The sequence below is a fragment of the Candidatus Pantoea soli genome (assembly GCF_007833795.1).
In the GTDB taxonomy this organism is placed as follows: domain Bacteria; phylum Pseudomonadota; class Gammaproteobacteria; order Enterobacterales; family Enterobacteriaceae; genus Pantoea; species Pantoea soli.
Genome location: NZ_CP032702.1, coordinates 2829713 through 2842285 on the forward strand (window position 1 = coordinate 2829713; position 12573 = coordinate 2842285).

Genomic DNA, 12573 nt, shown 5'->3' on the forward strand with positions numbered 1-12573 from the left:
AGGGACTTCGATTCCGCTGACAAGCGCTAATTTCAACTTTCTGCGCAACCGCTCACTTTCCAGGCAAGACGTTGCAAAAACCGGCTAATTCTTGTGAAACAGCCACAAAAAACGGGCCCGCAGGCCCGTTTATCATCACTTACCGTTACTGTTTTGCCGTAATCACGCCGTCTTCGACGTCCATTTCCACGGTTTTGCCTGGCAACAGCGCGCCAGAAAGAATTTTTTGCGCCAGTGGGTTTTCAATCTGTTGCTGAATCGCACGTTTAAGCGGCCGCGCACCATAAACCGGGTCATAGCCATTCTCTGCCAGCAATTTCAGCGCATCATCCGTGATATGCAGCTGGAAGCCGCGTTCTTCCAGTCGCTGATACAGCCGCTGCAGCTGAATCTGCGCAATTGAAGCAATGTGTTTCTCGCCAAGCGGATGGAAGACAACCACTTCGTCGATACGGTTGATAAATTCCGGACGGAAGTGGTTCCCGACTACCGACATCACCGTCTCTTTCATTGCCGGATAATCCAGCGTGCCGAAACGCTCCTGAATCAGATCCGAACCGAGGTTCGACGTCATAATGACAACGGTATTACGGAAATCCACCGTGCGGCCCTGGCCATCGGTGAGGCGTCCATCATCCAGCACCTGCAACAGAATGTTGAATACGTCAGGATGCGCTTTTTCAACCTCATCCAGCAGAATCACCGAATACGGACGGCGGCGGACCGCTTCCGTCAGATAGCCACCTTCTTCATAGCCCACGTAACCCGGAGGTGCGCCCACCAGACGCGAGACTGAATGTTTCTCCATAAATTCTGACATATCGATACGCACCATGGCGTCATCACTGTCAAAGAGGAAGTTTGCCAGCGCTTTGCACAGCTCGGTTTTACCCACCCCGGTCGGACCAAGGAACAGAAAAGAACCGATTGGCCGGTTCGGGTCAGACAGACCCGCACGGCTGCGGCGAATTGCATTCGATACCGCATCAACCGCCTCATTCTGGCCAATCACCCGCGCATGCAGCTCCTGCTCCATGCGCAGTAGCTTGTCTCGCTCCCCTTCCATCATGCGCGCCACCGGGATACCGGTCCAGCGGGCCAGCACGTCGGCAATTTCCACGTCAGTCACGCGGTTGCGTAACAGCTTCATGGTCTTGCCTTCAGACTGCGTTGCCGCTGCCAGCTGCTTTTCCAGCTCCGGGATTTTGCCGTACTGCAATTCAGACATCTGTCCCAAATCGCCGACGCGCCGCGCCTGCTCCATTGCCAGACGGGCCTGCTCAAGCTCTGCTTTGATATTCTGCGTGCCAGTGAGTGAGGCTTTTTCCGCTTTCCACTCTTCTTCCAGTTCGGCGTATTCGCGCTCTTTCTGTTCCAGCTCTGCTTCCAGCATCTCCAGACGCTTCACGCTGGCGTCATCAGACTCTTTCTTCAGTGCCTGCTGTTCCAGTTTCAGCTGAATAATACGGCGGTCAAGGCGATCCAGGGGTTCCGGCTTCGAGTCGATCTGCAGTCGGATGCTGGATGCCGCCTCATCGATCAGGTCAATGGCCTTATCCGGCAACTGACGATCGGCAATATAACGATGCGAAAGCGTAGCTGCCGCCACGATGGCCGGGTCGGTGATCTGCACATGATGGTGCAGCTCGTACCGCTCCTTCAGACCGCGCAGAATGGCGATGGTATCTTCAACGCTGGGTTCAGCCACAAACACCTTCTGGAAACGTCGCTCCAGCGCGGCATCTTTCTCAATGTACTGGCGATATTCATCCAGCGTAGTCGCACCCACGCAGTGCAGTTCACCACGCGCCAGCGCAGGCTTCAGCATGTTGCCGGCATCCATTGCGCCGTCAGCTTTGCCCGCCCCTACCATCGTGTGCAATTCATCAATAAACAGGATGACATTCCCTTCCTGCTTCGCCAGATCGCTCAGCACGCCTTTCAGGCGCTCTTCAAACTCACCGCGATATTTCGCGCCGGCCACCAGCGCGCCCATATCCAGCGCCAGTACGCGACGCCCTTTCAGACCTTCCGGTACTTCGCCATTTATGATGCGCTGTGCCAGGCCTTCCACAATAGCGGTTTTACCCACGCCGGGCTCACCGATCAACACCGGGTTATTTTTAGTCCGGCGTTGCAGCACCTGAATAGTGCGGCGAATCTCTTCATCGCGACCAATGACCGGATCGAGCTTGCCGGATTCGGCGCGCTCAGTCAGATCAATAGTGTATTTTTTCAGTGCCTGGCGTTGATCTTCCGCCCCCTGATCGTTCACGTTCTCTCCTCCACGCAGTTGCTCGATGGCCTTACTGATTTTTTCCGGGGATGCGCCAGCAGATTTCAGCAAATCCGCCAGGGAGCCGCGTGAGTCGAGGGCCGCCAGAACAAATAATTCAGATGATATAAAGTTGTCGCCGCGCTTTTGCGCAAGCTTGTCGCACAGGTTCAGTACCCGGACTAAATCGGCTGAGGGTTGAACATCGCCATCAGTGCCTTCTACCTGCGGCAGACGGTTAATGGCCTGTTCAATGCTGGTACGCAGGCCAGCCACATCGGCACCTGCGGCACTTAACAGCGGGCGCACCGATCCGCCTTCCTGGGTGAGCAGCGCGCTCATCACATGAAGGGGTTCAATGAATTGGTTATCGTGTCCCAGAGCAAGGGACTGTGCATCGGCAAGCGCCAGCTGGAACTTATTAGTAAGACGATCCAGACGCATAATTCCTCCCATTACAGGTCAAAATGCTACTGGAGATTAAATGAGGTCTTCCCTCAAATTTTCAAGGTTAATGACCTGAGTTGTGAGCAAAAAATACGCTTACTGGATCGTCTTGCGGCGTAAGGTTATCGCAGCCAAATCAAAGTTGCCATACGCCCGGTTATGCCATCACGCCGGAAGGAGAAAAAATCCGCGCTTTCGCTGTAGGTACAGCGCAGCGTACCACTGATAGAGTGCACACCGGCGGCCTGCAAACGCTGACGTGCCAGCAGCCAGATATCCGCAAAATATTTGCTGCCGCACGGACGAAACGCCTGCCTGGCACGCGAATCCTGTGCCATGAACGCGCTGCGCACTTCAGCGCCGACTTCAAACGCCTGCGGACCGATTGCTGGCCCCAGCCAGGCATGAATTTCATCGGGTGCGCAGTGAAAATGCGCCAGCGTCTGCTCCAGCACGCCGGCAAAACAGCACCGGCAGGCAATCAGCCGTCATCACCGCGCACACCACGCCGCTTTCCCGGGTAATGGCGGCATCGGCACGCGGTGCGGCCTCGCTGGCAGGCAGGCGCACCACTGCGTTTCCGTGCACCTGTTCCAGCCACTGTGGCATGGCAGGTAGCTGTGCCACTGCCAGACGCTGACGATTCTGCATGACATGCGTTGCGCTGTCGCCGACGTGCGCCCCAAGGTTCAGTGAATCCCACGGCGCAGCGCTGACACCGCCCTGACGGGTAGTGGAACACGCCCGGACGCGCGAAGGTGCTGGCCAGTCCGGGATGATCCATGCACTCATAGCCAGTCCATCTGATCGCGAAACTCTTCTGTATCGGCTTTCAGCGCATCAATTAACTCCACCATGTCCTGCGGCAGCGGTGCATGCCACTCCATTTCAATGCCGGTAATGGGATGGTAAAGACGCAGCATTGTGGCGTGCAGTGCCTGACGGTCGAACCCACGTAACGTATTAATGAAGGCTTCCGACGCACCTTTTGGCGGGCGCGGACGGCCACCGTACAGCGGATCGCCCACCAGCGGATGATTGATATGCGCCATGTGGACACGGATCTGGTGCGTGCGCCCGGTCTCCAGCCGCAGACGTAGCCGCGTATGGGCACGAAAATGCTCCATGATGCGGTAGTGCGTGGTAGCCGGTTTCCCCATCGGATGAACCGCCATGTGCGTACGCTTGGTTGAGTGACGCGCCATCGGCTCATTAACCGTGCCGCCCGCCGTCATGGTGCCAATCGCTACCGCTTCATATTCACGGGTGATTTCACGCAGCTGCAGCGTCTCCACCAGATGCGTCTGAGCCGGAACCGTTTTCGCTACCACCATCAGGCCCGTAGTGTCTTTATCAAGACGATGCACGATACCGGCGCGGGGCACATCGGCAATCGCCGGGTAGTGATACAGTAGGGCGTTCAGCACCGTCCCGTCCGGATTCCCTGCGCCAGGATGCACCACCAGGTCACGGGGTTTGTTGATGACCAGAATGTCGTCATCTTCATAAACAATATTGAGCGGAATGTTTTGCGCTTCCCAGCGCTGCTCTTCTTCGATCTCCGCCTCAATCGCAACCTGCTCACCGCCAAACACTTTCTCTTTGGGTTTATCGATGATGGTGCCGTTGACGCTGACGCGGCGCTCGAGGATCCACTCTTTTATGCGGGAACGTGAATAATCAGGGAACAATTCCGCCAAAGTCTGATCTAAGCGTTGTCCAAGTTGTGCTTCGGACACCGTTGCGGTGAGTTGAACTTGTTGTGCCATATACAGCTTCTTCGTTAACGTTGGGTTTTCACGGCGATGCCGTTTAATATAATGTGCTATCGTACCTGGTCATTACCGGGAGCTATACGGACAGCTTCCGCCATAACACTTTGAGGATAATCATTTCGTCATGACGCGTATGAAACATCTGGTGGCTGCAGCCACACTGAGCCTGAGCCTGGCCCTGGCTGGCTGCTCCGGTTCATCGGACCCGGTCCCGGACAGCCCGCCGTCTGAAATTTATGCGACAGCCCAGCAAAAGCTGCAGGACGGTAACTTTAAAGCAGCGATTAAGCAACTGGAAGCGCTGGATAACCGTTATCCGTTTGGTCCTTATTCGCAGCAGGTGCAGCTGGATTTAATCTACGCGTACTACAAAAATGCCGACCTGCCTCTGGCGCAAGCGGCAATTTCCCGCTTTATGCGTCTGAACCCGACCCATCCGAATATCGACTACGTCATCTATATGAAAGGTCTGACGGACATGGCGCTGGATGACTCTGCGCTGCAGGGCTTCTTCGGGATTGACCGCTCTGACCGCGATCCGACACACGCGCGTGACGCGTTTCGTGATTTCTCGCAGCTGCTGCGTGGCTATCCAAACAGCCAGTATGCGGCAGATGCGCAGAAGCGTCTGACGTTCCTGAAAGATCGTCTGGCGAAATATGAGCTTTCAGTGGCGCAATTCTATACCAAACGGGGCGCCTATGTCGCTGTCGTTAATCGTGTGGAAGGCATGATGCGTGATTATCCGGATACGCAGGCTACGCATGATGCGCTGCCGCTGATGGAAAATGCCTATCGCCAGCTGCAGCTGACAGCCGAAGCGGACAAAGTGGCGAAAATCATCGCAGCCAACAACAGTTAAGTCCGTTCAGTGTCACAAAAAAAGCAGCCTCCGGGCTGCTTTTTCATGCGCGCAGAAGCCGAATCTGCTGGTTTCCGCTGCGGTTATCCCGTCAATCTTGCGCCCTTCCCGCAGTGCCTTCAAGCTTTTTACGCCTGTTCCCCGGCCTTTCTCACAATTTAGCGGCATTGACAAAATGTGACATTTCAATGTGATCCAGATCACACAAATTCCTGTACTCCGCGGTATGCTGGACCTACCCAGACGGAAATGACAGAGAGGTTTAACTATGATTCTGAACATTACCAGCAAACAAATGGAAATCACTGCGGCTATCCGCAACCATGTCGAAGACCGTCTCGCCAAGCTGGAAAAATGGCAAACCCACCTGATAAATCCGCACATTGTGTTATCGAAAGAGCCGAAAGAATTCGTGGCCGACGCCACCATTAACACGCCAAACGGTACGCTGGTTGCCAGCGCGAAACACGATGATATGTATACGGCCATTAATGACCTGATCGCCAAGCTCGAGCGCCAGCTCAATAAAGCGCAGCACAAACCGGAAGCGCGCCGGGCGGCCACCAGCGTAAAAGATTTTTCGCCGGCAGGATAATGTCTTCTTGTTCAGCAACGCGCCTGCGGGCGCGTTTTTTATTGACAGCTTTTAAGCAGTGCGGTTACTCTCAGGTCAACTTTCTGCCGGACATCACAATGAAACATCTGCCGTTTTTCTTCGCATTCTTTTTTACCTTCCCCTGAACGGGAGGCGATTCGTCATGTGAAAATGAATGCGAAGACGAACAACAAAGCCTCCCAGCCGGGAGGCTTTTTTATTGGACATTTTACAGGTGAGCCCTATGACCCCCGAAAATCCGCTGCTGGCCCTGCGCGATAAAATCAGCGCCGTTGATACCCAGCTTTTGACGCTACTGGCAGAACGCCGCGCGCTGGCTGTTGAGGTAGCACACGCCAAACTCGCCAGGCACCGCCCGATTCGCGATGTGGAACGCGAGCGTGCGCTGCTGGAGAATCTGATTACGCTGGGTAAACATCATCAGCTGGATGCACATTACATCACCCGCCTGTTTCAGCTGATTATTGAAGACTCGGTGCTGACGCAGCAGGCGCTGCTGCAGAAAAACCTTAACCATCCTCATGCGCTGTCGCCGCGTATTGCCTTCCTCGGGCCTAAAGGCTCCTACTCGCATCTTGCAGCGCGTAAATATGCTTCACGCCATTTTGACTCGATGGTAGAAATGGGCTGCCTGAAATTCTATGACATTATTCAGCAGGTCGAGAGCGGCCAGGCGGATTACGCGGTGATGCCGATTGAAAACACCAGCTCCGGCTCCATCAATGACGTTTACGATCTGCTGCAGCACACCTCACTGTCGATTGTCGGTGAGCTGACTATTCCTATCGAACATTGTGTGCTGGTGAATGGCCACACTGACCTGCAGCAGATTGAAACCGTCTACAGTCATCCGCAACCTTTCCAGCAGTGCAGTCAGTTTATTAATCGCTTCCCGCAGTGGAAAATCGAATATACCGAGAGCACCGCTGCGGCGATGGAAAAAGTGGCGGCCATGCATTCCCCGAAAGTGGCCGCGCTGGGCAGCGAAGCCGGCGGCGAGCTGTATGGTCTGCAGGTGCTGGAACGTAATCTGGCTAATCAGCAGCAGAATCACACGCGCTTTATCGTACTGGCCCGTAAACCGATTGAAGTGTCCAGCCAGGTACCGGCGAAAACCACGCTGATTATGGCTACCGGCCAGCAGGCAGGTGCGCTGGTTGAAGCGCTGCTGGTGCTGCGTAATCACAATCTGATTATGAGCAAGCTGGAAAACCGCCCGATTCATGGCAATCCATGGGAAGAGATGTTTTATATTGATGTGCAGGGCAATCTGCAATCGGCGGCGATGCAGCAGGCCATTGACGAGCTGCGCGGCCTGACCCGTTCGCTGAAGGTGCTAGGCTGTTATCCGGGTGAGAACGTGGTACCCGTTGAACCGCGCAGCTAAGTAAAAAGGCATCCATGCGGATGCCTTTTCTTTTACTGCCGGCTGTCGTTGGCCGAACGCAACATGCTGCGGCTTTCAACCAGGAAGCGCTGAGCATAATCGCCGAACCAGTCCGCCACCCGCTCAAAGCTGGTGATAAACGCCTGTTTATCACCCTGCTCCAGTAAAGCAATCGCTTCGCCAAAGCGCTGATAATAACGTTTGATCAGCGCCAGATTACTTTCCGACGACATGATGATGTCCGCATAAAGCTGCGGGTTCTGGGCAAACAAACGCCCGACCATGGCCAGCTCGAGCCGGTAAATTGGCGAAGAGAGCGCCAGCAGCTGATCGAGATTCACGTTCTCCTCCGCCAGATGCAGGCCATAGGCGAACGTCGCGAAGTGGCGCAGCGCCTGGATAAAGGCCATATTCTGGTCGTGCTCAACGGCACTGATGCGATGCAGCCGCGCGCCCCATACCTGAATCTGCTCCAGGAACCACTGATACGCTTCCGGCTGGCGGCCATCACACCACACCACCACCTGCTTGGCCAGGCTGCCGCTGTCCGGTCCGAACATCGGATGCAGGCCGAGCACCGGGCCACTGTGTGCGGCCAGCATTGCCTGCAGCGGGCGATTTTTGACCGACGCCAGGTCAACCAGGATGCAGTCTTCCGGCAACGCCGGCAGCCTGCCAATGATCTGCTCGGTGAGGTGAATCGGTACGCTGATGATCACCATACCGGCATCGCTTAACAACGTCCCGGCCTGATGCCAGTCATCCTTATCCAGAATGCGCACGGTATAGCCCGAGAGCGTAAGCATCTTTTCAAACAGCCGCCCCATCTGGCCGTTGCCGCCAACAATCACCACCGGACGCAGCGTCGGGCAAAGCGTTTTGAAGCCTTTTTCGTTTTCGTGCGCATAAGATTCACGCATCAAACGCCGCAGCACGTCTTCAATTAAATCCGGTGACACACCCAGCGCTTCGGCCTCCTGACGACGCGAAGCCAGCATACTGGCCTCACGCTCAGGCACATAAATAGGCAGGCCATAACGGCTTTTTACTTCTCCGACTTCAGCCACCAGCGCCAGCCTTTTTGCCAGCAGCCCAAGCAGAGCTTTATCCACTTCATCAATTTGATCGCGCAGCGCGGTCAGTTCAGCCACCATGACTCATTACACCTCGTGTGACAGACGCGCCGACAGCACTCCCTGCAGATCCCGATGGATTTCACGCAGCAAGGTTTCGGTCGTTTCCCAGTTGATGCAGGCATCGGTGACAGAAACGCCGTATTTCATCTCGCTACGCGGCTGTTCAGAAGACTGGTTGCCTTCATGAATGTGACTTTCCAGCATCAGGCCAATAATGGAACGATTTCCATCTTTAATCTGCGCGATAGCCGATTCGGCTACGCCAGGCTGACGGCGATAGTCTTTGTTAGAATTGCCATGGCTGCAATCTATCATCAAGGCCGGACGCAGTCCCGCTTTCACCATCTCTTTTTCACACTGCGCGACATCTTCCGGACCGTAATTGGGCGTTTTGCCGCCGCGCAGAATCACATGCCCATCCGGATTCCCCTGGGTTTGCAGCAGGCACACCTGCCCTGCCTGATTGATACCCACAAAGCGATGCGGCATGGCTGCGGCGCGCATGGCATTGATGGCGGTACCCAGGCTGCCATCGGTTCCGTTTTTGAAACCAACCGGCATGGAAAGGCCGGAAGCCATTTCCCGGTGCGTCTGCGATTCCGTGGTACGTGCACCAATCGCGGACCAGCTAAACAGATCGCCCAGGTACTGCGGACTGTTGGGATCGAGCGCTTCTGTCGCCAGCGGCAGCCCCATCTCAACCAGATTCACTAACAGCTGACGCGCAATGTGCAGGCCCGCTTCCATATCAAACGAGTTATTCATATAAGGATCGTTGATCAGCCCCTTCCAGCCAACGGTGGTACGGGGTTTTTCAAAATAGACGCGCATAACGATGTACAGCTGATCCTTCAACTGTGCAGAAAGAGTTTGCAACTGACGAGCGTATTCCAGTGCGGCTTCGGGATCGTGGATCGAACAGGGGCCACATACCACCAGCAGACGCGGATCGCGGCCGGCAATAATGTCAGCAATGGTCTGCCGGGAAGCGGCAACACGGGCTTCCTGTTCTGCCGTCAGCGGAAACTTCGCTTTTAGCTCCTGCGGCGTGATTAAGATCTGTTCGTCGGCGATGTGCACATTATTCAGCGCGTCTTTTTGCATGATGGCGATCCTTGTTAACTCGTTATGCGGTTAGTGATCCTCGCTGAGGACAGGCGTTACTCTATCATAGCTTGTATCTATATCAATCCATCGATGTACACTTTTATTACCATATCTAAATACGCGTAGCGTTAACTACAAATTTATTTAATTAAATCAAAAAATTAAAAATAAACAGCCACGCCACGAGCACGATGTTTGTGTAAATAATATTTTACAATAATGATTTTCTAATCTGCCAACGTTGTTCTTTTGAGACTAACCTCCTGTTATTCAGCCAGGTTTTAACAGGATCACTCGTATCCGTTGCCTGTATCAGACGTCGCCCGTTTAGGGGCACGGATTTGCTCAGGCCGTTAAGGCGTCGCACTTCAGCTATGGCTGGTAAGGACGCATCCGCATTATCAACCCGCTGCCGCGAGATGCTGGATCCCCCTCACGCAACTGCAGCGCAGGAAGCCGGAAGCCGGAAGCCGGAAGCAGAGAATATTGCAATGACTGATGCTGCAGCCGCCTTTATCCGCAGAACCGGTTTGCATTTTGCACTCGGGTGGCTGAGACCAGTTCAATGGATTACCGGATACGCAGAGCAGCTCAGCACCGGAGCGTCGCCACGCGGTAGTGGCACAGTTGATGCCGCTGGCCGATACGCAGAGCAGCTCAGCACCAGGGCGTCACCACGCGGTAGTGATACAGCTGATGGCGCTGGCCTTTCGCCAACCGCACCTCACCGCACTGGAAAGGCTGGCAGTAACAGAGAATCCTGCCAGCCGCCGTGTGCAGTGGCTTTACGCAGGCTGATGAGTGCCAGGGTTTGATGACGACGGAGAGCGGCTAGGTGACTGCGGCGGTTTATCACCGATTGCGCCCATAAAAAAAAGGGGTTGGCCATTTGGCCAACCCCTTGTTTGCTATTAACTTGAGATGTCGCTTACGCGAGCTCTTAGTTAAGACGCTCTTTGATACGAGCAGACTTACCAGTACGCTCACGCAGGTAGTACAGTTTGGCTTTACGCACAGCACCACGACGTTTGACAGTAATGCTGTCAATTACCGGAGAGTGAGTCTGGAAGACACGCTCAACGCCTTCGCCGTTAGAAATCTTACGAACAGTGAATGCAGAGTGCAGACCGCGGTTACGAATAGCGATAACCACGCCCTCGAATGCCTGCAGACGTTTTTTAGAACCTTCAACGACCCATACTTTCACTTCCACGGAATCACCCGGACGGAATGAAGGTACGTCCTGCTTCATCTGCTCTTGTTCAAGTTGCTTGATAATGTTGCTCATAATTAAATCTCATATCCTGGGTAAACTGATAGTCAGGGAAGATTACTCTTCCACCTCATCGTTTTGTTGCTGCCGATGTTCCTGCTGGAACTCATTAAGCAACCGTGCTTGCTCTTCAGTCAGAGCCAGGTTTTCCAGAAGTTCAGGTCTTCTTAGCCAGGTACGGCCCAGCGACTGTTTCAGGCGCCAGCGGCGAATATCGGCATGGTTGCCCGACAGTAAAACTGACGGAACCTCCATCCCCTCTAACACTTCAGGACGGGTATAGTGCGGGCAATCCAGCAAACCGTCCGAGAACGAATCCTCATCGGCTGACGCCTGTTTACCCAGTACGCCAGGAATAAACCGGGCTACTGAATCAATCAACGTCATTGCTGGCAGCTCACCGCCACTGAGTACGTAATCACCGATTGACCATTCTTCATCAATCTCAGTGTGAATCACGCGCTCATCAATCCCTTCATAGCGACCACACACCAGAATCAGCTTCTGGTTGGTCGCCAGTTCGCAAACGCCCTGCTGGTCAAGTTTGCGACCCTGAGGTGAAAGATAAATCACCTTAGCGCCTTCTCCTGCCGCCGCTTTCGCTGCATGGATGGCATCCCGTAAGGGTTGCACCATCATCAACATTCCCGGTCCGCCGCCGTAAGGACGATCGTCCACGGTACGGTGCCGGTCATGCGTGAAGTCACGCGGACTCCAGCTTTCAATGTTGAGCAGGCCATTTTTTACTGCCCGGCCAGTTACCCCGTACTCGGTAATAGCGCGAAACATCTCTGGAAACAGGCTGATAACACCAATCCACATCGCGTTCGCCGTTACGTTACCGGATTGTCCGGAGATCAAAAACCAGGATCCCAGTCTACTTCAATAGTGCCAGTAGCGAGATCGACTTTCTTGATAACCTGTTCATCAAGAAACGGTATTAACCGCTCCTGTACACCGAATGCATCTTTCAGGTTTGCCTTTACGACGAGCACGTCGTTCGAGCCGGTTTCCATCAAATCAATGACTTTGCCCATCTCGTAGCCGTCGAGGTTAACTACTTTGCAACCCATAAGGTCTTTCCAGTAGTAATCGCCCTCTTCCAGCGGCGGTAGCTGCGTCGAGTCAACCGTGATTTCACTGTTGGTTAACTGCGCCGCGGCGTCCCGATCGTCAATGCCTTTGACTTTGATGATCAGGTCCTGATTGTGGTGCTTCCAACCTTCCAGTTCGACCTGCTGCCATTGACCGGCACGCTGGATGAACCAGGGTTGGTAGTCGAAGATGCTTTCAGCGTCTTCAGTGGAGGAAAACACTTTGAGCCAACCCCGAATTCCGTAAGCGGCTCCCATTTTGCCCAGTACCACCGGGTTAACAGGAGGCTGTGCGGCAGGTTTACTGCTCATGCTCACCACCGTGACAGATTAAGCTGCTTTTTTTGCTTCTTTGATCAGCGCGTTAACGCGATCAGAAAGCGTTGCGCCCTGGCCAACCCAGTGCTCAATACGGTCCAGATCCAGACGCAGACCTTCAGCCTGACCAGAAGCGATCGGGTTGAAGAAACCTACGCGCTCGATGAAACGACCGTTACGCGCATTGCGGCTGTCAGTGACGACGACCTGATAGAACGGACGCTTTTTAGCGCCGTGACGTGCCAAACGAATTGTTACCATAACATCCTCATTAGTTAATAAA

Annotated in this window: 12 protein-coding genes, 1 pseudogene and 1 other annotated feature; of the genes and pseudogenes, 4 read left to right on the plus strand and 9 right to left on the minus strand. The window is 54.4% G+C overall.

Annotated features, from left to right (window positions below):
* Window positions 1–145: 145 nt before the first annotated feature.
* The 3 genes and pseudogenes from clpB to rluD all read right to left on the minus strand — a co-directional run bounded on the left by clpB (window position 146) and on the right by rluD (window position 4491).
* Window positions 146–2719, minus strand: coding sequence for an ATP-dependent chaperone ClpB (clpB, locus tag D8B20_RS13200; protein ID WP_145889295.1), 2574 nt, complete (start codon window positions 2717–2719; stop codon window positions 146–148).
* Window positions 2720–2844: 125 nt separating this feature from the next.
* Window positions 2845–3415: pseudogene (locus D8B20_RS13205) on the minus strand (laccase domain-containing protein).
* 95 nt (window positions 3416–3510) lie between these two features.
* Window positions 3511–4491, minus strand: a complete 981-nt coding sequence (gene rluD / locus D8B20_RS13210; protein ID WP_145889296.1) for a 23S rRNA pseudouridine(1911/1915/1917) synthase RluD — start codon at window positions 4489–4491, stop codon at window positions 3511–3513.
* Window positions 4492–4621: 130 nt separating this feature from the next.
* Here rluD and bamD point away from each other — a divergent pair, with 130 nt between their 5' ends.
* The 4 genes from bamD to pheA all read left to right on the plus strand — a co-directional run bounded on the left by bamD (window position 4622) and on the right by pheA (window position 7362).
* Window positions 4622–5359 (plus strand): outer membrane protein assembly factor BamD, encoded by a 738-nt coding sequence (gene bamD, locus D8B20_RS13215; RefSeq protein WP_145889297.1) that lies wholly within the window; start codon window positions 4622–4624, stop codon window positions 5357–5359.
* A 268-nt stretch (window positions 5360–5627) separates the two neighbouring features.
* Window positions 5628–5954, plus strand: a complete 327-nt coding sequence (raiA, locus tag D8B20_RS13220) for a ribosome-associated translation inhibitor RaiA (RefSeq protein WP_145889298.1) — start codon at window positions 5628–5630, stop codon at window positions 5952–5954.
* Window positions 5955–6051: 97 nt separating this feature from the next.
* Window positions 6052–6176, plus strand: a sequence feature (Phe leader region).
* Window positions 6053–6100, plus strand: coding sequence for a pheA operon leader peptide PheL (pheL, locus tag D8B20_RS13225; RefSeq protein ID WP_100703679.1), 48 nt, complete (start codon window positions 6053–6055; stop codon window positions 6098–6100). (Overlaps the previous feature by 48 nt.)
* A gap of 22 nt (window positions 6177–6198) precedes the next feature.
* Window positions 6199–7362 (plus strand): bifunctional chorismate mutase/prephenate dehydratase, encoded by a 1164-nt coding sequence (gene pheA / locus D8B20_RS13230; RefSeq protein WP_145889299.1) that lies wholly within the window; start codon window positions 6199–6201, stop codon window positions 7360–7362.
* Between the two features lie 32 nt (window positions 7363–7394).
* Here pheA and tyrA read toward each other — a convergent pair whose 3' ends face one another.
* The 6 genes from tyrA to rpsP all read right to left on the minus strand — a co-directional run bounded on the left by tyrA (window position 7395) and on the right by rpsP (window position 12551).
* Window positions 7395–8516, minus strand: coding sequence for a bifunctional chorismate mutase/prephenate dehydrogenase (gene tyrA, locus D8B20_RS13235; protein ID WP_145889300.1), 1122 nt, complete (start codon window positions 8514–8516; stop codon window positions 7395–7397).
* A gap of 6 nt (window positions 8517–8522) precedes the next feature.
* Window positions 8523–9602, minus strand: a complete 1080-nt coding sequence (locus tag D8B20_RS13240; protein ID WP_145889301.1) for a 3-deoxy-7-phosphoheptulonate synthase — start codon at window positions 9600–9602, stop codon at window positions 8523–8525.
* A 943-nt stretch (window positions 9603–10545) separates the two neighbouring features.
* Entirely contained in the window at window positions 10546–10893 is a 348-nt protein-coding gene (gene rplS / locus D8B20_RS13245) for a 50S ribosomal protein L19 (RefSeq protein WP_008458168.1), read from the minus strand.
* Window positions 10894–10935: 42 nt separating this feature from the next.
* Window positions 10936–11700 carry a tRNA (guanosine(37)-N1)-methyltransferase TrmD gene (trmD, locus tag D8B20_RS13250; protein ID WP_186454375.1) on the minus strand — a complete coding sequence of 255 codons (765 nt, stop codon included), beginning with the start codon at window positions 11698–11700 and terminating at the stop codon, window positions 10936–10938.
* A 35-nt stretch (window positions 11701–11735) separates the two neighbouring features.
* A complete protein-coding gene (rimM, locus tag D8B20_RS13255) occupies window positions 11736–12284 on the minus strand; it encodes a ribosome maturation factor RimM (RefSeq protein ID WP_145889303.1) in 549 nt (182 codons plus the stop codon).
* An 18-nt stretch (window positions 12285–12302) separates the two neighbouring features.
* Window positions 12303–12551, minus strand: coding sequence for a 30S ribosomal protein S16 (gene rpsP, locus D8B20_RS13260; protein ID WP_007893313.1), 249 nt, complete (start codon window positions 12549–12551; stop codon window positions 12303–12305).
* Window positions 12552–12573: the final 22 nt, after the last annotated feature.